Below are 18,888 nucleotides of genomic sequence, written 5' to 3'. Positions count from 1 at the left end.
TTTATCGCCTGAGGTTATCATTGGCCCACGAGACCGCCTGCGTACGATTTTTGACAGCTATCTTTTTGAAAAGATTATAAAGATGTGTTTTCACCGTATTTTCACTAATAAATAGTGAACGCGCGATTTCAATATTTGAGGCGCCGATACGCAGTTTATTAAGGATCTCTTTTTCACGGTGCGTAAGTAATGCCGACTCCGTGCTGTTATAGCGGTAGTTCCCGGAATGCGTGATCAGGTAGCTGGCAAGCTTTTGCGAAAAGTAGCATTCGCCCCGCAACACACCCTGCAAACCGCTGACTACACGCTGCTCATCTTCAGTTGCGTAAAATACGCCATTGATATGCGGCCAGTTTTCAATATCCCGGTAAGGATAATCCTCTGGGGTATTCAACAATAAAGTTTTTATATTGTTGTTTTTTCTGCTCAAATTATCTTGCCAGTAATGGATCAGTTTTTTATCTGCCTCCATCATATCCAGTAAAACAATGCAGCTGGAGGATATATCATCCAGAGAACGTTGAATATTATGTAGTTTTCCGGTTAACGCCAGCGATTGCTTTAAATGCTGTAATAACGCAGTTGCCTGCAGGGATGGTTTAGTGATCAACAATAATGTATGACCATGAATACTATGGACTTCATTAAACATGATGAAACTCCACTTTTTTAGTCGCACACCTGACAGTTGCCTCTACTAAAATAGAGGCACCAGAAGTACTGACAGATGTTGCACTGCTGTGTAGAAATAAAACTTCGACCCAACGGGGTGAAAATATTAAAACAAATGGACTTCAACTGATTTCAATCTAGCTATTACAAATCTTAAAGCAAGTTTTAAACATGTTACATAATGTAAATTTATATATTAAAATGTGATTTTTGCGTTTTTGTGGAGTTTAGATTTGATAGTAAAGTTGTACATTTTAGCGTTATTGCATAGATTTAAAAAATCATACAAATTATAATATCTTATTGAATTTTAAGGGGTAAAATTATAATTAGATGGTTTTAGATTTCTAATGAATTTTGATTTTATGGTCTCACTTTAAGTTGAACAATTTTAGATAGAAAAAAATGACACTTGTCACGACTTGTACCGAGGACAATCCCACTACCGTCTGCAAGGCCCAGAAAACGCGGGAAACGCGTTTTTTTGTTACTGCATAGAAATTCAGTCATTGGGTTACAAAAGAAATAAAATCTAGAGCTATAACGGTGTTAATTGCGGTTAATTAGTACTTTGGGGTGAATCTGGATATAAAAATACAACTGGTGGGTGAGTTATTTAAAATGTTTCAACGGACATACTCTTCATCGTAACGTGGCGTTAACAAATGTAAGTCACGTTAACAATAATTTGAGTGGTAAATAATTTAACCTTATGTACGACCAGGTCCAGGGTGACAACATGAAAAACAAGTTGTTATTTATGATGTTTACAATGCTGGGTGTGCCTGGGATTGCATCCGCTACAAGTTATGATTTAGCTAACTCAGAATATAACTTTGCGGTAAATGAATTAAGTAAGTCTTCATTTAATCAGGCAGCCATTATTGGTCAGGTTGGCACTGCGAACAGTGCAAATACTCGACAGGGGGGCTCGAAGTTATTGTCGGTTATTTCGCAAGAAGGTTCTGGTAACCGAGCGAAAACAGACCAGACGGGATCATATAACTTTGCATATATTGATCAAACGGGTAGTTCCAATGACGCGAGTATTAAACAAGGTTCATACGGTAATACGGCGGTAATTATCCAGAAAGGTTCTGGTAATAAAGCCAATATTACTCAGTACGGTACACAAAAAACAGCAGTTGTGGTGCAGAGACAGTCGCAAATGGCAATTCGCGTTACTCAACGCTAATCCATTAACGACGATTAAATCAATCCGATGGGGGTTTACCATGAAACTTTTAAAAGTGGCAGCATTCGCAGCAATCGTAGTTTCTGGCAGTGCTCTGGCTGGTGTTGTTCCGCAATGGGGCGGCAATCATCATGGTGGCGGTAGTAATTATGGCCCAGACTCTTCACTGAGTATCTACCAATATGGGTCAAACAACGCTGCGAATGCTCTGCAAAGTGATGCGCGTAAATCAGATGTCACCATCACACAACAGGGGCGCGGTAACGGGGCTGTAGTTGGTCAGGGCGCTGATGACAGTACCATTAGCCTGAAACAGACTGGCTTCCAGAACAATGCCACTATCGATCAGTGGAATGCTAAAAATGCTGATATTAGTGTAACCCAGTTCGGTGGCCGTAACGGTGCGTTGGTTAATCAGACCGCTTCTGACTCCAATGTGCTGATTCAGCAAGTTGGCTTTGGCAACAACGCTACAGCTAACCAACACTAATTCAGTTTCTGACTGATAATAAACAGGGCGTGAGCCCTGTTTTTTTTTCGGGAGAATATGATGCATACGCTATTACTCATTGCCGCGCTGGCAAATCAAATAACATTCAATACTACTCAGCAAGGTGATATGTACACCATTATTCCTCAGGTGACGTTAACCCAACCGTGCGTATGTGAGGTACAAGTCCTTGCCATACGTAAAGGGCAGGGGGGACAAAGCCAGTCGCAGCAGAAAATAAGCCTTTCGGTCCCTGCTAATCGACCGATTGAATTAACCAAACTGAGCTTTAATATTTCATCTGAGGACTCGGTCAAAATTATCGTTACCGTTTCAGATGGGCAGTCTCTGCATCTGTCGCAACAATGGCCTGACTCAAACAGTCACCCATAATTTTTTGCTGTATTTGCATTAAGGGTGTGGCTGGGAATGCGCTGCTGTTCTATGAATATAGAAGCGTGTGAGCGTTTGTATTTGATCGTTAATCGTAGCGGTGAAGGATCATTTCGATCCCTCAAAGATGGCTAATCGTTGAGGAACCCTTATGTGTACATTATTAAAGCGTATTTTAAGTACCAGTTTATGTGCTTTTTCTCTTTTAACCCTCCCTGCAATTGCGCAGCAAATCACAACCGGCGGGGTTATTCATTTTCGCGGAGCGATAGTTGAATCACCTTGCGACGTTAACAGACAGCAGCAGCAAATTGAATTGTCATGTATCCGCAACGGCACCAACCAGAATAGTCTTTACAACCCGCAACAGCTCGCGACAGCCCCTCAGAATGTGCAGGAAATTGCCACAGTCAAAATGCACTACCTCAATGAACAGAAAAACATGGCGATTCTTAATATTGAATATAAATGACTCGCTGTGGCGTAGATATGCACACTTACGGTTAAAAAGAGAGATTTAAGGGAAAACCCTGCTGTACACTTAACGAATGGTGTTTTGTCAGGGGGAACTTATGCAATCACGTGTTCATGTGTTACATGGCGATATTACGACTGTCGCTGTTGATGTGATTGTCAATGCGGCGAATTCATCGCTACTGGGAGGCGGTGGCGTCGATGGCGCAATCCATCGCGCTGCCGGACCAGCATTGCTGGAGGCCTGCAAACAGGTTATCCAGCAACAAGGAGAATGCCCGACAGGGCATGCGGTTATCACTCTGGCGGGGGCGCTTGCGGCAAAAGCGGTCATTCATACCGTAGGACCCGTCTGGCAAGGGGGAGGTCATCATGAGGCCGAACGCCTCGAAGAAGCTTACTTAAACACCCTGCAACTGGCCCTGGCCAATGGTTATCACTCCATTGCTTTTCCGGCGATTAGCACCGGGGCTTATGGCTATCCACGCGCCGCAGCGGCAGAAATAGCGGTGAAAACGGTGCTGAAATTTATTACCCGCCGCGCACTTCCTGATCAGATATACTTCGTGTGCTTTGATGACGAAAACGCTCAACTTTATAAGAGATTGCTAACACAACAAGGTGATGATCACACGGACTGATATGACGCGACTTGAGCGTGCCATCACGCCCCTTTGCGAAGACCACCCGGGAGAATGCGGCATTCTTGCGTTGGATGACAGCCTGGATGCGTTTGCTGCTCGCTATCGGTTAACGGAAATGGCGGAACGTACCCTGGATGTGCAGTATTACATCTGGGAAAACGACATGTCCGGGCTATTGTTATTTTCCGTTCTGCTGGCCGCAGCGAAGCGAGGCGTACGGGTGCGTTTGCTGCTGGATGATAACAACACGCCGGGTCTGGACGACACGCTGCGTCTGCTGGATAAGCACCCCAATATAGAAGTTCGCCTCTTCAATCCGTTTTCCTTTCGCATCCTGCGCGCGCTGGGCTATTTAACCGATTTTGCCCGGCTTAATCGGCGCATGCACAATAAAAGTTATACCGCTGACGGCGTGGTGACTCTCGTTGGTGGGCGTAATATTGGCGATGCCTATTTTGGCGCGGGTGAGCAACCGCTATTTTCCGACCTGGACGTCATGGCTATCGGGCCGGTTGTCAAAGATGTGGCAGATGATTTTGAGCGTTACTGGCACTGTCGCTCGGTTTCAACGTTACAAAATGTGCTTGAGATGTCTGAGCCAGATTCTGTGCAGCGTATTGAGCTACCCGAATCCTGGTATAACGATGATATTACCCGCCGCTATCTGCATAAGCTGGAAACCAGCCAGTTTATGTCCAGTCTCGATCAAAGATCGCTGCCGCTGATTTGGGCCAAAACGCGTTTGCTGAGCGATGATCCTGCAAAAGGAGAAGGGAAAGCGCCGCGCCACTCGCTATTACCGCAGCGTTTGTTTGACGTAATGGGCTCGCCGACCGAACGTATTGATATTATTTCTGCCTACTTTGTGCCGACGCGTGCCGGTGTGGCGCAGCTCCTGAGACTGGTAAGAAAAGGCGTCAAGATTGCCATTTTAACCAATTCACTGGCGGCGAATGATGTGGCGATCGTCCATGCGGGCTATGCGCGCTGGCGAAAAAAACTGCTGCGCTACGGTGTAGAATTATACGAACTTAAACCGACCCGCGATCGCGTCTCGGTCGTTCACGATCGTGGATTAACCGGGAATTCAGGGTCCAGCCTGCATGCGAAAACGTTCAGTATTGATGATCGCAAAGTGTTTATCGGCTCGCTTAATTTTGATCCTCGTTCGACGCTGCTCAATACAGAAATGGGATTTGTGATTGAGAGTGAAGTGCTGGCCGAATTGATTCATAAACGGTTTATGCAAAGCCAGCGTGATATGGCCTGGCAGCTACGCCTTGACCGTTGGGGGAGAATTAATTGGGTCGACCGACTTTCTGGCAGTGAACAGGTCCTGAAAAAAGAACCCGCCACAGGATTCTGGAAGCGGGTTCTGGTAAAGCTGGCGTCCGTGTTACCCATTGAATGGCTGCTTTGAACCACACAATGATTGAGGGAAAAACTAGCCGGCTATGGCCTTGTTTTTATCCTGCTTAACGGGCGGTTTACCCGAAAAGAGAAACTTCAGCACCGGAATGCGTAAATGGATTTCGTACAGTATTACCGCAATCCCAACCACAAACAGCAGACCGCAGAGAAAACCCAGCAGATTCGACGTGATATGCGGTGTGATGTAAGCGCCAAAAAACAGCGTTAACGGGTGATGCACCAGATAGATAAACAGCGACGCGTTGACAAAATAGGTCACGCGGGCAGACTGGAAATTAAGCAAACGGTGACCTAACGAAAAGACGACGTTCACCATCCACAGTCCCATGACCATGGTAATGACATATTCGGTTTCATACATCCAGGCATCGCCGTTGCCATAACGCTGATTGAGCAGGTATGCCACAAATGCGAATGCAGCACCGAGCGTGCAACCGCGTGACGGTGTGGTAAACAGCGCTTTCAGATTCGGGTTGATAAACGCCAGTGCGCCGAGGATAAAGAACGGCGCATAGAACAGCGTTTGCATAACGATAAAATTGAACATGCCATCGCTGAGAATCGAAGGGTAGAGGATGAAAATTGTCCTTCTGACGGCAGCGTAACCGACACCTAACAAGATGAAGATCAGCGATAATTTAGTCATCGACACCGCCGGGGCGCTGGCGGCGTCACTACGCGTCAGTCTGTTTTTCATCTGGGTGAACACCCACATGCTCACGGTCGTTAATACGACCAGAACCAGTAAAAACCACAGATGGGAAATCAGCTCCCAGGCCAGCGCATTGTATTTATCGTAACCGCTGAGAGTATGCCAACTGTCTGCTTTTCCCTTTACGTATTGCAGCATGATAAATTGCGGCAGCGTAAGTAATGGAATCGCGGTCAGCATCGGGATCCCCACGCGTTCTACACGCACCTTCCACCAGCGCTTTAGCGGATAGCGCAAAAATAGCATGTAGGAAAAATAACCCGAAATGACAAAGAAGACTTGCATGCGAAAAGCATGGATAAAGTCGTTAAACAGGGTCAACCACCACGACGGTTCCGCGCTGTTCACGTGCCAGGTGTGGGTCGAGTAAATCAATGAAATATGGAATGGGATTCCTAACAACATTAGCCAGGCACGGATGGAGTCAAGAAAATATTCGCGTGGTGGTGATACAGAGCTCATAGACAGTTATGTATTCTCAGACTTTTCGTCTTATCCCTAAGACGAATAATGGTTACATTCGAGGGCAACCCTACACGAAGTCCAACAACCTGTCTCCAGGATAAGCACGCAAAGTGAAAACAGGTAGTTGAACCTGATTAAACCATGAGCCAGCGCGCGAACAATACAGGGATTCAGTTGTCGGAATACCCGATTATCCATTAAAATGGATCGGATCAATATAAGCACACAAAGGGGGAAGTGCTTACTAATTATGAAACATAAACTACAAATGATGAAAATGCGTTGGTTGGGTGCAGCAGTTATGTTAACGCTGTACACATCATCGAGCTGGGCGTTCAGCATCGATGATGTTGCAAAACAAGCTCAATCCTTAGCCGGTAAAGGCTATGAGGCGCCAAAAAGTAACTTGCCCTCCGTTTTCCGCGACATGAAATATGCGGATTATCAGCAGATCCAGTTTAACCGCGATAAAGCCTACTGGAGTAATCTCAAGACCCCATTTAAGCTCGAGTTCTACCACCAGGGTATGTACTTCGACACGCCGGTCAAAATCAACGAAGTTACCGCTACAGCGGTGAAAAGAATCAAATACAGCCCGGATTATTTTAATTTTGGCGATGTTCAGCATGATAAAGACACGGTAAAAGATCTCGGTTTCGCCGGGTTCAAAGTGCTGTATCCGATCAACAGCAAAGATAAAAACGACGAAATCGTCAGCATGCTCGGTGCCAGCTATTTCCGTGTTCTGGGGGCAGGGCAGGTCTACGGTCTGTCTGCGCGCGGTCTCGCGATTGATACCGCTCTGCCTTCTGGCGAAGAATTTCCCCGCTTCCGTGAGTTTTGGATCGAGCGTCCGAAACCGACTGACAAACGTTTGACCATTTATGCCTTGCTGGATTCTCCGCGCGCAACCGGAGCGTATCGCTTTGTCATCATTCCGGGTCGTGACACGGTAGTCGATGTTCAGTCCAAAGTTTATCTGCGCGACAAAGTGGGCAAGCTGGGCGTGGCACCGTTAACCAGTATGTTCCTGTACGGACCAAACCAGCCTTCTCCGGCGACCAACTATCGTCCGGAACTGCATGACTCTAACGGTTTGTCGATCCACGCTGGCAACGGCGAGTGGATTTGGCGTCCGCTGAATAACCCGAAACATCTGGCGGTGAGCAGCTTTGCGATGGAAAACCCGCAAGGTTTCGGCCTGCTGCAGCGTGGCCGTCAGTTCTCGCGTTTTGAAGATATCGACGATCGTTACGATCTGCGCCCAAGCGCCTGGATCACGCCAAAAGGTGATTGGGGTAAAGGTAAGATTGAGTTAGTTGAAATCCCAACTAACGATGAAACGAACGATAACATCGTTGCGTACTGGACGCCGGATCAACTGCCTGAAGCTGGTAAAGAGATGAACTTCAAGTACACCCTGACGTTCACGCGTGACGAAGATAAGCTTCATGCCCCTGATAGCGCCTGGGTCCAGCAGACTCGTCGTTCTACCGGTGATGTAAAACAGTCTAACCTCATTCGTCAGCCTGATGGCACTATCGCGTTTGTGGTGGACTTTACCGGCACGGATATGAAAAAGCTGCCGCAGGATACCCCGGTTACCGCACAAACCAGTATTGGCGACAACGGCGAGATCGTTGAAAGTACTGTGCGCTACAACCCGGTAACTAAAGGTTGGCGTTTGGTATTGCGCGTGAAAGTGAAAGATGTGAAGAAAACCACTGAAATGCGTGCTGCCTTGGTCAATGCCGATCAGACGCTGAGTGAAACCTGGAGCTACCAGTTACCTGCCAATGAATAAGACAACTGAGTATATTGACGCAATGCCGCTTTCGGATATCGAAAAAGCGGCACTGCCGAAAACTGACATCCGCGCCGTTCATCAGGCGCTGGATGCCGAGCATCGTACGTACTCGCGCGAAGATGATTCACCGCAGGGTTCGGTGAAAGCTCGCCTGGAGCAGGCGTGGCCTGATTCTCTGGCCAAAGAGCAGTTGGTTAAGGACGATGAGGGGCGCGATCAGCTGCAGGCGATGCCAAAAGCAACGCGTACCTCTATGTTCCCCGATCCCTGGCGTACCAACCCGGTTGGCCGCTTTTGGGATCGCCTGCGCGGGCGCGATGTGACTCCGCGTTATCTTTCGCGTTTGACGAAAGAAGAACAGGAGAGCGAGCAAAAATGGCGTACGGTTGGCACCATCCGCCGCTATACGTTGTTGATCTTAACGCTGGCGCAAACGGTCGTCGCAACCTGGTATATGAAGACGATCCTTCCGTATCAGGGGTGGGCATTCATTAATCCTGTTGACATGATGGGGCAGGATTTATGGGTCTCCTTTATGCAACTGCTGCCCTACATGCTCCAGACCGGCATTCTCATTTTGTTTGCCGTGCTTTTCTGTTGGGTTTCAGCAGGATTCTGGACCGCGCTGATGGGCTTCCTGCAACTGTTGATTGGGCGAGATAAGTACAGTATCTCCGCCTCAACGGTTGGGGACGAGCCGTTAAATCCCGAGCACCGGACCGCGTTGATTATGCCGATCTGTAACGAGGACGTTGACCGCGTATTCGCGGGACTTCGCGCCACGTGGGAGTCGGTCAAAGCGACGGGCAACGCCGAGCGTTTTGATGTTTACATCCTGAGCGACAGCTACAACCCCGATATCTGCGTAGCAGAACAAAAAGCGTGGATGGAGCTGATTGCCGAAGTGCAAGGCGAAGGGCAGATTTTCTACCGTCGTCGTCGTCGTCGCGTGAAGCGTAAAAGCGGTAACATTGATGACTTCTGCCGTCGCTGGGGAAATCAGTACAGCTACATGGTGGTGCTGGACGCTGACTCCGTGATGAGCGGTGACTGTCTGAGCGGGCTGGTGCGCCTGATGGAAGCGAATCCAAATGCCGGGATTATCCAGTCTTCACCGAAGGCTTCCGGTATGGATACGCTGTATGCGCGCTGTCAGCAGTTTGCGACCCGTGTTTATGGTCCGTTGTTTACCGCTGGACTTCACTTCTGGCAATTGGGGGAATCGCACTACTGGGGCCATAACGCGATTATTCGCGTGAAGCCGTTTATCGAACACTGTGCGCTTGCGCCGTTACCGGGCGAAGGCTCGTTTGCGGGTTCGATCCTCTCCCATGACTTCGTCGAAGCGGCGTTGATGCGTCGTGCCGGCTGGGGCGTGTGGATTGCTTACGATCTGCCGGGCTCTTATGAAGAGCTACCGCCGAACCTGCTGGATGAACTCAAGCGTGACCGTCGCTGGTGTCATGGCAACCTGATGAACTTCCGTCTGTTCCTGGTGAAGGGGATGCACCCGGTTCACCGTGCGGTGTTCCTGACCGGCGTTATGTCCTATCTGTCCGCGCCGCTGTGGTTTATGTTCCTCGCGTTATCGACCGCATTGCAGGTGGTGCATGCGTTGACGGAACCACAGTACTTCCTGCAACCGCGCCAGCTGTTCCCGGTATGGCCGCAGTGGCGTCCTGAACTGGCGATCGCGCTGTTTGCTTCTACGATGGTGCTGCTGTTCCTGCCGAAGCTGCTGAGTATTTTGCTCATCTGGTGTAAAGGGACGAAAGAGTACGGCGGGTTTATCCGCGTCACGCTGTCGCTGCTGCTGGAGGTTCTGTTCTCCGTGCTGCTGGCGCCGGTGCGTATGCTGTTCCATACCGTCTTTGTCGTGAGCGCCTTCCTCGGTTGGGAAGTGGTGTGGAATTCGCCGCAGCGTGATGACGATTCCACCCCGTGGGGTGAAGCATTTATGCGTCACGGTTCTCAGCTACTGCTGGGGCTGGTCTGGGCGGTAGGTATGGCCTGGCTGGATTTGCGTTTCCTGTTCTGGCTGGCGCCGATTGTCTTCTCGCTGATCCTGTCGCCATTTGTTTCTGTGATTTCCAGCCGTTCCACGGTTGGGTTACGTACCAAGCGCTGGAAGCTGTTCCTGATCCCGGAAGAGTATTCTCCGCCGCAGGTGCTGGTGGATACGGATACCTACCTGGTGATGAACCGCAATCGTACACTGGACGACGGCTTTATGCATGCGGTGTTTAACCCGTCATTTAATGCACTGGCAACGGCAATGGCGACTGCACGTCACCGCGCGAGTAACGTGCTTGAGATTGCTCGTGACCGCCATGTGGAGCAGGCGCTGAACGAAACGCCGGAGAAACTAAACCGTGACCGCCGTCTGGTGCTGTTGAGCGATCCGGTGACGATGGCGCGTTTGCACTATCGCGTCTGGAATTCACCTGATAAGTATTCTTCGTGGGTGAATTACTACCAGGGACTGACCCTGAATCCGCTGGCGCTCAGGAAAAAGTAAGCGTTAAGTAACGTGAAAATACCGGCCTGGTGCCGGTATTTTTTTATACTAAATAAAAGAGCCGTGAGGTATCAGGTGCGAATATTGGCAGTGGCAATCATGGTGTGCTTGCTGAGCGGATGCGGCAGTATTATTAGCCGAACTATCCCAGGGCAAGGGCACGGAAACCAATACTATCCTGGTGTGCAATGGGATGTCCGGGACTCCGCGTGGCGCTACGTCACCATCCTCGACCTGCCATTTTCGCTGGTGTTTGATACCTTGCTGCTCCCGCTCGACATTCACCACGGACCTTACGAGTAAGCTATCGCTCATCCCATTCATCGGCCGCGGTCTGACCCTCTTCGGTATCCAGGGGAGGTTCCAGCTGGAATTCACCTTCATCCCATTCGTGAAGCGTGTTTTCTTCCTGCCACTCCTGACGGATTTCAATTTCATCATAGTCGCCATCAAAAACGCTTTGGGCCGCTTCACCACTCAGCATTGGCAGGCATTCACCCGCGCCCTCATCCTCATCAGCAAAGAATTCCGCCTGCCACATAATGTCACCATCCTGTAGCACGTATTTTTGTACGCTTAGCTGTTGAACGCTGGCTTCGTCGGGCTCAAGGTCAGGGTTATCAGCCAGAAATTCTTCACGAGCGGCATCAATGGCTTCTTCCAGCGTGGCATACATGGTCATCAGAGTCTCCCTTTGATTTAATGAAGTATTCAGGGAAATAATAGTTGATTCTCCGATATTGCAAGTATGAATGCACAAAAATCATCCAGTGGCCTCAGTGTTCCGGCGACGGCGCAGACTATTCCACGAGTAGAAAGCGTTAAACAGTACGACGCCCGCGGTCACGCAGAAGACGGCGCGAAAACCGTAGTTGGCGGATATTGCCGCCCCCATTAACGGCCCCGTTACGTTACCAATATCGCGAAATGACTGGTTATAACTGAAAATACGCCCGGCGATCTGATTGGTCGAGTTATAGACCAGCAGCGTTTGCACAGCCGGGAGCAGAGCACCGTCAGCGGCCCCCAATAAAAAGCGCAGAACGGCAAGTTGCCAGGGCGATTGTACAAACGACATTGGAATAAGCAGCAGCACGGAGATGACCAGAGCAACAATCAGGATCTTCTCCGGGCCAATTCGATCACCTAATTTGCCGAGCCGCGGGGCGCTGATTAACGCAGCCACGCCTGGTACGGAAGCAATCATCCCGCTGATAAAGGCGATGTTACTGACGTTGCCAGCCAGCTCTCGAACGTACAGCGTCAGAATTGGCGCGATGGACCCGGTTGCCACCTGGATTATCAGCGTTGTGACAAACAGGCTCAGCACCAGTTTGGGATTTTTTAACGAGGCCACGACTTCGCGAATGTGCAGCATCTCTTTCTTGCTCACCGGTTGGAAACGTTCGCGAATAAAAAATAGCGTCAGGATAAAACAGAGCAGCAGTACGCTGGCGGTGATGAAAAATACCGGGCGTAGTCCGTACTGATCCGCGAGCAGCCCGCCTGCCAACGGTCCGAGCAGTGCGCCGCTGACGCCGCCGGTGGAAAGCGTTCCCAGCGCCCAGCCGCTTTTATTGCGCGGAACCTGGGTGGCGATGAGTGCATTGGCGTTGGGAATGAAACCGCCGAGCAGACCCAACAGGGCACGCAGGACCAGGAACTGCCAGATATTTTGCGCCAGCCCCATCAGCAGCATCACAATCGCCATACCCAATGCGGAACGCAGCAGCATGATTTTTCGCCCTTTGCGATCGGCAAGGCCACCCCAGAAAGGAGAGGCGATGGCGGAAAAGAGAAAAGTGATGCTGAAGACCAGACCTGACCACATATTCAGGGCGCTATGACCCGTGACGCCGAGACTCTCGACATAGAGGGGCAAAAAGGGCATAACCAGGCTAAATGCTGCACCGGTTAAAAAACAACCCAACCAGGCAACGGTGAGGTTACGTTTCCAGTTTATGGGAGCATCTGAGGGTGACATAGCGTTCCGCAGTGTGGCGCGCTGTTTGCGCTATCGATTGAATATAAGCAAGCAGGCTAATTATGCGCCTGGTTGATAGTTGCTGCAATGCGGATAGCAGTTAAACCTAAAGCGGGCAGGGAAGGTGTTGCAGTCCACAGGACTGCAACCGTGCTTTAGTACAGGGAAGGTGAACCTTCAGGACGCGTCTTGAAACGACGGTGTAGCCACATGTACTGCTCTGGGGCCATCATGATGCATTGCTCAACAATCTTATTCATCCACGCTGCCGTAGTCTCCGCGTTGTCTAACGGCGGTGAACACTCCGGAGGCAGCATAATCAATTGATAACCTTTACCGTCTGGCTTGCGACGAGGAACAAACGGTACCAGGCAGGCATTCGACATGCGTGAAAGCATCCAGGTCCCGGAGGTTGTTGCGGCCTGTTCAACAGCAAAAAGCGGGACAAATACGCTGGCGCGGGGACCGTAGTCATGATCCGGCGCGTACCAGACCACTTCGCCTTTTTTCAACGCTTTAATCATTCCTTTCAGGTCTTTACGATCGAGCATGGATTTATTAGAGCGCATACGGCCCCAGGTTTGTAGCCAGTCGAGCAGTGGGTTGTCGTGAGGGCGATATACGCCTATCCCCGGCTCCTGCAAACCAAACTGACGCGCCCCCAGTTCAAGGGTCAGAAAGTGCAGACCCACTAACAAAATTCCCCGCTTTTGCGCCTGAACGTCGCGGATATGTTCCATCCCGATAACTTCCGTCCAGCGTGAAATACGCTTGTCAGACCAAAACCAGGCCATTCCGGTTTCCATCACGCCCATGCCCACGGACTCGAAGTTCTTGACTACCATCTGCTGGCGTTCCTGCTCGCTCATTTGCGGGAAGCACAGTTCCAGATTACGGGAAACAATTTTTGCCCGACGTTTCATCAAACGTAATGCCAGACGACCTAATGCGCAGCCCAACTTGTAAAGAACCGGGTAGGGTAACTGCACGATTAACCAAAGGATGCCAATGCCCAGCCAGGTTAACCAATAACGTGGATGCAGTAACGCAGCCGAAAACTTGGGTAAATTCGTCATGTCTATCCTGTCTTCAAACGACCAATTGCCTGTATTGTCGCATTTTTTCGCGCATATCAAAAATTTGTGACGGGAGAACGGTGATTAAACCAGCAATTGTTGTTGCACTTTTATATTGGAGTAAGAAATGTAGCGTAAAATGTGTGGATGTAAATTGGCGGTGTTTGCTTTATTATGCCGCCGATTTTCATTTTCTCCCTATTTGCAGGATACGTACACCATGCCAGTGTTACACAACCGCATTTCGAACGATGCGCTCAAAGCCAAAATGTTGGCTGAGACCGAGCCGCGCACGACGATCTCATTCTATAAATATTTCACCATCGCCAATCCTCAGCACACACGTGATGCGCTGTACCAGATGTTCACTGCATTGAACGTCTTCGGGCGCGTTTATCTTGCCCATGAAGGAATCAATGCGCAAATCAGCGTACCGCAAAGCAACGTCGAGGCATTCCGCCAGCAGCTTTATGCGTTTGATCCCGCATTCGCCGGGTTACGTCTGAATATCGCGCTGGATGATGATGGTAAATCGTTCTGGGTGCTGCGCATGAAAGTGCGTGAACGCATCGTGGCGGATGGCATTGACGATCCGCAATTTGACGCCAGCAACGTAGGTGATTACCTGAAGGCGGCGGAAGTAAACGCCATGCTGGACGATCCTGACGCGGTATTCATTGATATGCGCAACCACTATGAATATGAAGTGGGCCATTTCGAGAATGCGCTAGAAATCCCGGCAGACACGTTCCGCGACCAGTTACCGAAAGCCGTTGAAATGATGCAGGCGCATAAAGATAAAAAAATCGTTATGTATTGCACGGGCGGGATCCGTTGTGAGAAAGCCAGCGCCTGGATGAAACACAACGGATTTAGCAAAGTCTGGCACATTGAGGGCGGTATTATTGAATATGCCCGCAAGGCACGTGAACAGGGGCTTCCTGTACGTTTTGTCGGTAAAAACTTCGTTTTTGATGAGCGTATGGGCGAAAGGATTTCTGAAGATGTTATTGCGCATTGCCATCAGTGCGGAACGGCGTGCGACAGCCATACTAATTGCAAAAATGATGGCTGCCATCTGTTGTTTATCCAGTGTCCGGCCTGCGCGCAGAAGTATAACGGCTGCTGTAGCGAGTTGTGTAGCGAAGAGAGTAAGTTGCCGGAAGAAGAGCAACGTCGTCTTCGAGCAGGACGTGAAAATGGCAACAAAATATTTAATAAGTCACGCGGTCGTCTGAATACCAAACTGGGTATTCCGGACCCTGCGCAATAGTCATCATGCCGGATGGCGGCTTTAGCCCCATCCGGCAACTCATACGTTACTTCTGTTGGACGCCTTCCACTGAGATGATCAGATCGACTTCCTGAGCCGCCGGGCCGAGATCGGTGGTGATGTTGAAGTCCTTCAGCTTAATTTTACCTTCTGCTTCAAAACCTGCGCGCGTGCCACCCCACGGATCGCCGCCCTGACCGATCAGCTTCGCATCCAGCGTAACCGGTTTAGTGACGCCGTTCAGGGTGAGATTACCGGTGATATCCAGGTCGTTCCCCTCTTTCTTCACGCTGGTAGAGCTAAAGGTCGCCTGCGGGAATTTGGCCACGTTAAGGAAATCTGCGCTGCGCAGGTGCTTGTCGCGTTCGGCGTGATTGGTGTCAACGCTGTTGGTGTTGATGGTGACGTTAACCTTATCGGCTGCGGGATTTTTCTCATCAAAGGTAAAAGTCCCGTCGAAATCTTTAAATGTGCCGTACAGCCAACTGTAACCCAGGTGCTGAATACGGAAATTAACAAAGGCATGCTGTCCTTCTTTGTCAATTTTGTAATCTGCCGCCACGGCTGACCCGGTGGTGAATAACAGAGAGGCGAGTGTAAGTCCCAGCAGGTTTTTTTTCATTTTAAGCTCCATAGTCAGATGACGATTTTCCCAACATGCGATTCAGGGTATCGTCGTTATCGATAAAGTGATGTTTCAGGGCCATCAGTCCGTGCAGAAGCGATAAAACCACCACGGTCCACGCAAGCCACAGGTGCAGACTACCGGCGAGGTCGGCCTGAGCGCCCGCATTGGCAAGGGTGGCAGGAATGTCGAACCAACCAAATACGCTTATCGCTTTGCCATCAGCGGTCGAAATCAAATACCCGCTGATGACAATTGAAAAGAGCAATGTGTATAGCGCGAGGTGACCCAGTGCCGCCGCGATGCGGGTGAAACGGGAATAACTTGCCAGCGCAGGAGGAGGAGGGGAGATCAACCGCCAGACGACGCGGATAACCAGCCCCATCATGAGCATAACGCCGATGCTTTTATGCAGTTCAGGGGCCTGGTGATACCAGCCGTCGTAATAGCTGAGTGTGACCATCCACAATCCCAGCGCAAACATGCCATATACAGCAATCGCAATCAGCCAGTGTAAAGCGGCAGACACCACGCCATAGCGTTGTGGAGTATTATTGAATTGCATAAGTGCACCGTTAGATATTTCAGAAGTGAATGAAAATGGCGCGTAAAAGACATTAATGCAACTAATAAATAACAATAATGATGATATTTGTTTTTGATTCAATAAAATTGATTGAATTGTGAAGTAATCATCAAGGAATTAGTAGGGATGGATGACATTAAGGCGTGGTTTCTGGGGGGGTTAAGGTATTTTTCTTGTTCAGTTAATTGCAATGAAAATTAAGTTAATATCAGTTTATGTCAATTAGTGTCAGCGTTGCGGGTTCAGAAAAACATAATATATATCACATCCATAATTGCCAGCAGCGACCATAAAATAATGTAGAGCATAAGATGCTCGCGAATATTATTAACCAGATAGTGAAAGATGCGGCGCATCAACGTTATTCCTGTCATTAAAAATGGCCTCACCAACGAGGCCATTCATTTATTATCGCTTAAAACGACTTAGCCTGAAGGGCGTCAGGTCAAAGTCAGACGATTTGTCCTGGGCGAAGTCAGCCGCAATCTCTCCGAGGACGGAGGCAAACTTAAAGCCATGTCCGCTCAGCCCGGTGATGATCAGCGTGTTGTCATGCTCCGGTAGAGTATCAATAATAAAGTCTTCATCTGGTGAGTTATCATAGGTGCAGGACGCACCGTGCAGACAGCAACCCACGCCTGGCAGTATTGTGCGCAGGAATGGGAAGGCTTCAGAACCATCGCTGGCTACAGCGGCAAACGGCTTGCGCTCTTCTGCCGAATGAATTACCTGTCCGCCATTGTGCTTACCAATTTTTAGCTCGTCGTTTTCTGCCGGGAAACCGTAGAATTGATCGCCATTTGGTAGCTCCCCGGTGAAGGCAGGGAAGTTATTCTTAACGCTGTAACGCCCATCGGCTTGATACCAGGCGAACACTTTGCGTACCGGTTGTATCGGTAGTTCAGGGACTAATGCCTGTACCCAGGTTCCGGCGCTGATCACCGCTTTTTGCGCGTGATAGTCACCATCGGCGGTTTCTACCGTGACGCCATCATCACTATGACGAATTGCGCTGACCGGGCATTTAAATAGCTGCGCACAGCCTGCTTCCTCCGCCAGACGGATCCAGGTTTTAATCGCTAACTCACTACGTAAAAAACCAGACTCCGCTTCAAACAGACCGATATAGTTTTCAGGTACGCGAATCTCTGGCCAGCGCGCCATAATGGCTGCTGCATCCAGTTGTTCAACATTGAGTTGCCACTGTTTTGCGCTTTGCGCCGCGGTCGCTAAGAAGGTTGAATCTGCCGGACCAAGGTTGATGACACCAGAGCGCACAAAAATCGGCTCTTCATTTTGGGTGGATAATTCATCCCATAATGTTTGCGCACGCAGCACCAGCGGAACATATTTTTCACCTTCGCCATAGGCATGACGAATTAATCGAGTGTCGCCGTGGTGGCTGCCCTGCTGATGCGGTGGCATATGCGCATCGATCATCAGAACCTTCAGACCGGCGCGAGTGGCATAGTATCCGGCTGCGGCACCCACGGAACCGCTGCCAATTATGATTAAGTCGTATTTCATCCGCTTCTCTCTGCAATCGCGATAGTAGCAGGGTAAATAAGTGACCCGGAATATTCAACCTGGAAATAAGAAAGGCACCGGAAAGGTGCCTTTTGATGGTTGGATGTATCAGATTTAATGTCGCTGATACTCATTTACCTGGTAATCGCCGGATTCAATTTTAGCGATTCCTGCTTCTAATATCGAAATAAATTGCCTGGCAACATCAGTGGTTAACCAGAGCGTTTGACCAACTTCAGTCCCATCCGGGTCTGGACGATTCGGGGTCTGGTAGTGCAAACGCAGCATCAGCGCATCGTAGCTATCAACAGTGCTGATGTCCCATCCTACTAACGGATGAGTCTGAATGACTTCATTATTCTTTTCCATCATGCCCCCTAATTCGTGTTACTAGACAACGGTTTTCGAGGTTCAATGCGTTTTTTCTGAAGCAACTTCAGTATATCAATAAATAAGGGTATTCATTGAAAATTTAAAGAGGTAAGCACATAAAATTTTCGTTTTCAGCGTTATCTGACTAACAAACCGACATGTTATTCATTTTTTTTAAGCATGTTGCACAATTATTTTGGTGTTGTGGTTAAAAGATAGCCAGGGATTTATTATTAAAATATCAGTTTGCCAGAAGGAATGAACTATTGATTAAAAGATGGTGTGTATAAAAAAGCCGGGGCGACCCGGCAAACAAACATCACTGCATATCATTATTTATTCATTGATGAACCAGTCATCCGCGCTTTCCCAGGTCTCCTGGAGGATCTCGCTGATGCGTTCTTTATCCTCTTTGGTGGCACCAATAACCGACAGATTGTTTGCGCCGGCATAACGGACGGTAACGTTACCTTCGTTATCCGGAAAATGGTGCTGAATACGGCGGGAGAGTTCACCTGCCAGCGCGTCAATTGCACCAGCAGGTAAAGGTGAAGTTTTGGCAATAGTGACTTCAATACGCATAGTAGCCCCCTGTGGAATATACTGTTTATTTATACAGCTATTCTCGCCAGTTGGCTACACTT

21 protein-coding genes are annotated in these 18,888 nt (G+C 49.2%); 10 read left to right on the top strand and 11 right to left on the bottom strand.

Annotated elements, in window-relative coordinates:
• Position 1 precedes the first annotated feature (1 nt).
• Positions 2-652 carry a biofilm master transcriptional regulator CsgD gene (gene csgD / locus HV334_RS15155; RefSeq protein ID WP_181220568.1) on the bottom strand — a complete coding sequence of 217 codons (651 nt, stop codon included), beginning with the start codon at positions 650-652 and terminating at the stop codon, positions 2-4.
• Positions 653-1,411: 759 nt separating this feature from the next.
• On the opposite strand from csgD, the gene csgB reads away from it, so the two are divergent.
• The 6 genes from csgB (at position 1,412) to HV334_RS15125 (ending at position 5,288) form a co-directional block, all read left to right on the top strand.
• Positions 1,412-1,867, top strand: a complete 456-nt coding sequence (gene csgB, locus HV334_RS15150) for a curli minor subunit CsgB (protein ID WP_019076446.1) — start codon at positions 1,412-1,414, stop codon at positions 1,865-1,867.
• A 40-nt stretch (positions 1,868-1,907) separates the two neighbouring features.
• Entirely contained in the window at positions 1,908-2,357 is a 450-nt protein-coding gene (gene csgA / locus HV334_RS15145; protein WP_016156176.1) for a curli major subunit CsgA, read from the top strand.
• 60 nt (positions 2,358-2,417) lie between these two features.
• Positions 2,418-2,750 carry a curli assembly chaperone CsgC gene (csgC, locus tag HV334_RS15140; protein WP_016152602.1) on the top strand — a complete coding sequence of 111 codons (333 nt, stop codon included), beginning with the start codon at positions 2,418-2,420 and terminating at the stop codon, positions 2,748-2,750.
• Positions 2,751-2,901: 151 nt separating this feature from the next.
• The gene (locus HV334_RS15135; RefSeq protein ID WP_016152603.1) at positions 2,902-3,222 is read left to right on the top strand and encodes a type 1 fimbrial protein; all 321 of its coding nucleotides are present in this window, start codon (positions 2,902-2,904) and stop codon (positions 3,220-3,222) included.
• A 100-nt stretch (positions 3,223-3,322) separates the two neighbouring features.
• A complete protein-coding gene (gene ymdB / locus HV334_RS15130) occupies positions 3,323-3,865 on the top strand; it encodes an O-acetyl-ADP-ribose deacetylase (protein WP_016156177.1) in 543 nt (180 codons plus the stop codon).
• Positions 3,849-5,288: a phospholipase D family protein gene (locus tag HV334_RS15125; protein WP_152903216.1), complete on the top strand. Its 1,440-nt coding sequence runs from the start codon at positions 3,849-3,851 to the stop codon at positions 5,286-5,288. Before ymdB ends, HV334_RS15125 begins: the two co-directional genes overlap by 17 nt.
• 24 nt (positions 5,289-5,312) lie before the next feature.
• Here HV334_RS15125 and mdoC read toward each other — a convergent pair whose 3' ends face one another.
• Positions 5,313-6,473: a glucans biosynthesis protein MdoC gene (gene mdoC, locus HV334_RS15120; RefSeq protein ID WP_094169054.1), complete on the bottom strand. Its 1,161-nt coding sequence runs from the start codon at positions 6,471-6,473 to the stop codon at positions 5,313-5,315.
• Between the two features lie 271 nt (positions 6,474-6,744).
• Here mdoC and mdoG point away from each other — a divergent pair, with 271 nt between their 5' ends.
• The 3 genes from mdoG to HV334_RS15105 all read left to right on the top strand — a co-directional run bounded on the left by mdoG (position 6,745) and on the right by HV334_RS15105 (position 11,104).
• The gene (gene mdoG / locus HV334_RS15115; protein ID WP_085951042.1) at positions 6,745-8,280 is read left to right on the top strand and encodes a glucans biosynthesis protein MdoG; all 1,536 of its coding nucleotides are present in this window, start codon (positions 6,745-6,747) and stop codon (positions 8,278-8,280) included.
• Positions 8,273-10,801 (top strand): glucans biosynthesis glucosyltransferase MdoH, encoded by a 2,529-nt coding sequence (mdoH, locus tag HV334_RS15110; RefSeq protein ID WP_181220567.1) that lies wholly within the window; start codon positions 8,273-8,275, stop codon positions 10,799-10,801. Before mdoG ends, mdoH begins: the two co-directional genes overlap by 8 nt.
• A gap of 75 nt (positions 10,802-10,876) precedes the next feature.
• Positions 10,877-11,104 (top strand): YceK/YidQ family lipoprotein, encoded by a 228-nt coding sequence (locus HV334_RS15105; protein ID WP_016152609.1) that lies wholly within the window; start codon positions 10,877-10,879, stop codon positions 11,102-11,104.
• A 1-nt stretch (position 11,105) separates the two neighbouring features.
• Here HV334_RS15105 and HV334_RS15100 read toward each other — a convergent pair whose 3' ends face one another.
• The 3 genes from HV334_RS15100 to HV334_RS15090 form a co-directional block, all read right to left on the bottom strand.
• Positions 11,106-11,483, bottom strand: a complete 378-nt coding sequence (locus HV334_RS15100; protein ID WP_181220566.1) for a MysB family protein — start codon at positions 11,481-11,483, stop codon at positions 11,106-11,108.
• An 81-nt stretch (positions 11,484-11,564) separates the two neighbouring features.
• Entirely contained in the window at positions 11,565-12,785 is a 1,221-nt protein-coding gene (gene mdtG, locus HV334_RS15095; RefSeq protein WP_016156180.1) for a multidrug efflux MFS transporter MdtG, read from the bottom strand.
• A 155-nt stretch (positions 12,786-12,940) separates the two neighbouring features.
• Positions 12,941-13,861 (bottom strand): Kdo(2)-lipid IV(A) acyltransferase, encoded by a 921-nt coding sequence (locus tag HV334_RS15090; RefSeq protein WP_181220565.1) that lies wholly within the window; start codon positions 13,859-13,861, stop codon positions 12,941-12,943.
• Between the two features lie 220 nt (positions 13,862-14,081).
• Here HV334_RS15090 and HV334_RS15085 point away from each other — a divergent pair, with 220 nt between their 5' ends.
• Positions 14,082-15,134, top strand: coding sequence for a rhodanese-related sulfurtransferase (locus HV334_RS15085; RefSeq protein WP_016152613.1), 1,053 nt, complete (start codon positions 14,082-14,084; stop codon positions 15,132-15,134).
• A 46-nt stretch (positions 15,135-15,180) separates the two neighbouring features.
• Here the strand turns inward: HV334_RS15085 and HV334_RS15080 are convergent, their stop codons facing one another.
• From HV334_RS15080 to dinI, 6 genes are all read right to left on the bottom strand, one after another.
• Entirely contained in the window at positions 15,181-15,756 is a 576-nt protein-coding gene (locus HV334_RS15080) for a YceI family protein (RefSeq protein WP_047501078.1), read from the bottom strand.
• Position 15,757: 1 nt separating this feature from the next.
• Positions 15,758-16,324, bottom strand: a complete 567-nt coding sequence (locus tag HV334_RS15075; protein ID WP_049282343.1) for a cytochrome b — start codon at positions 16,322-16,324, stop codon at positions 15,758-15,760.
• Positions 16,325-16,587: 263 nt separating this feature from the next.
• Positions 16,588-16,701: a YceO family protein gene (locus HV334_RS15070; protein ID WP_003036148.1), complete on the bottom strand. Its 114-nt coding sequence runs from the start codon at positions 16,699-16,701 to the stop codon at positions 16,588-16,590.
• A 52-nt stretch (positions 16,702-16,753) separates the two neighbouring features.
• The gene (solA, locus tag HV334_RS15065) at positions 16,754-17,872 is read right to left on the bottom strand and encodes an N-methyl-L-tryptophan oxidase (RefSeq protein ID WP_047501073.1); all 1,119 of its coding nucleotides are present in this window, start codon (positions 17,870-17,872) and stop codon (positions 16,754-16,756) included.
• A gap of 114 nt (positions 17,873-17,986) precedes the next feature.
• Positions 17,987-18,241, bottom strand: a complete 255-nt coding sequence (gene bssS, locus HV334_RS15060; RefSeq protein ID WP_003036154.1) for a biofilm formation regulator BssS — start codon at positions 18,239-18,241, stop codon at positions 17,987-17,989.
• A 339-nt stretch (positions 18,242-18,580) separates the two neighbouring features.
• Positions 18,581-18,826 carry a DNA damage-inducible protein I gene (dinI, locus tag HV334_RS15055; RefSeq protein WP_003036157.1) on the bottom strand — a complete coding sequence of 82 codons (246 nt, stop codon included), beginning with the start codon at positions 18,824-18,826 and terminating at the stop codon, positions 18,581-18,583.
• Between the last annotated feature and the right edge of the window lie 62 nt (positions 18,827-18,888).

The sequence above is a fragment of the Citrobacter sp. RHBSTW-00944 genome (genome assembly GCF_013615435.1).
Taxonomy (GTDB): Bacteria; Pseudomonadota; Gammaproteobacteria; order Enterobacterales; family Enterobacteriaceae; genus Citrobacter; species Citrobacter braakii.
This window is presented reverse-complemented; position numbering and strand designations above follow the sequence as displayed.

Coding starts and splice junctions, on each gene's coding strand:
- csgD (WP_181220568.1), bottom strand. CDS start 652: ATGTTTAATGAAGTCCATAGTATTCATGGTCATACATTATTGTTGATC.
- csgB (WP_019076446.1), top strand. CDS start 1,412: ATGAAAAACAAGTTGTTATTTATGATGTTTACAATGCTGGGTGTGCCT.
- csgA (WP_016156176.1), top strand. CDS start 1,908: ATGAAACTTTTAAAAGTGGCAGCATTCGCAGCAATCGTAGTTTCTGGC.
- csgC (WP_016152602.1), top strand. CDS start 2,418: ATGCATACGCTATTACTCATTGCCGCGCTGGCAAATCAAATAACATTC.
- HV334_RS15135 (WP_016152603.1), top strand. CDS start 2,902: ATGTGTACATTATTAAAGCGTATTTTAAGTACCAGTTTATGTGCTTTT.
- ymdB (WP_016156177.1), top strand. CDS start 3,323: ATGCAATCACGTGTTCATGTGTTACATGGCGATATTACGACTGTCGCT.
- HV334_RS15125 (WP_152903216.1), top strand. CDS start 3,849: ATGATCACACGGACTGATATGACGCGACTTGAGCGTGCCATCACGCCC.
- mdoC (WP_094169054.1), bottom strand. CDS start 6,473: ATGAGCTCTGTATCACCACCACGCGAATATTTTCTTGACTCCATCCGT.
- mdoG (WP_085951042.1), top strand. CDS start 6,745: ATGATGAAAATGCGTTGGTTGGGTGCAGCAGTTATGTTAACGCTGTAC.
- mdoH (WP_181220567.1), top strand. CDS start 8,273: ATGAATAAGACAACTGAGTATATTGACGCAATGCCGCTTTCGGATATC.
- HV334_RS15100 (WP_181220566.1), bottom strand. CDS start 11,483: ATGACCATGTATGCCACGCTGGAAGAAGCCATTGATGCCGCTCGTGAA.
- mdtG (WP_016156180.1), bottom strand. CDS start 12,785: ATGTCACCCTCAGATGCTCCCATAAACTGGAAACGTAACCTCACCGTT.
- HV334_RS15090 (WP_181220565.1), bottom strand. CDS start 13,861: ATGACGAATTTACCCAAGTTTTCGGCTGCGTTACTGCATCCACGTTAT.
- HV334_RS15085 (WP_016152613.1), top strand. CDS start 14,082: ATGCCAGTGTTACACAACCGCATTTCGAACGATGCGCTCAAAGCCAAA.
- HV334_RS15080 (WP_047501078.1), bottom strand. CDS start 15,756: ATGAAAAAAAACCTGCTGGGACTTACACTCGCCTCTCTGTTATTCACC.
- HV334_RS15075 (WP_049282343.1), bottom strand. CDS start 16,324: ATGCAATTCAATAATACTCCACAACGCTATGGCGTGGTGTCTGCCGCT.
- HV334_RS15070 (WP_003036148.1), bottom strand. CDS start 16,701: ATGCGCCGCATCTTTCACTATCTGGTTAATAATATTCGCGAGCATCTT.
- solA (WP_047501073.1), bottom strand. CDS start 17,872: ATGAAATACGACTTAATCATAATTGGCAGCGGTTCCGTGGGTGCCGCA.
- bssS (WP_003036154.1), bottom strand. CDS start 18,241: ATGGAAAAGAATAATGAAGTCATTCAGACTCATCCGTTAGTAGGATGG.
- dinI (WP_003036157.1), bottom strand. CDS start 18,826: ATGCGTATTGAAGTCACTATTGCCAAAACTTCACCTTTACCTGCTGGT.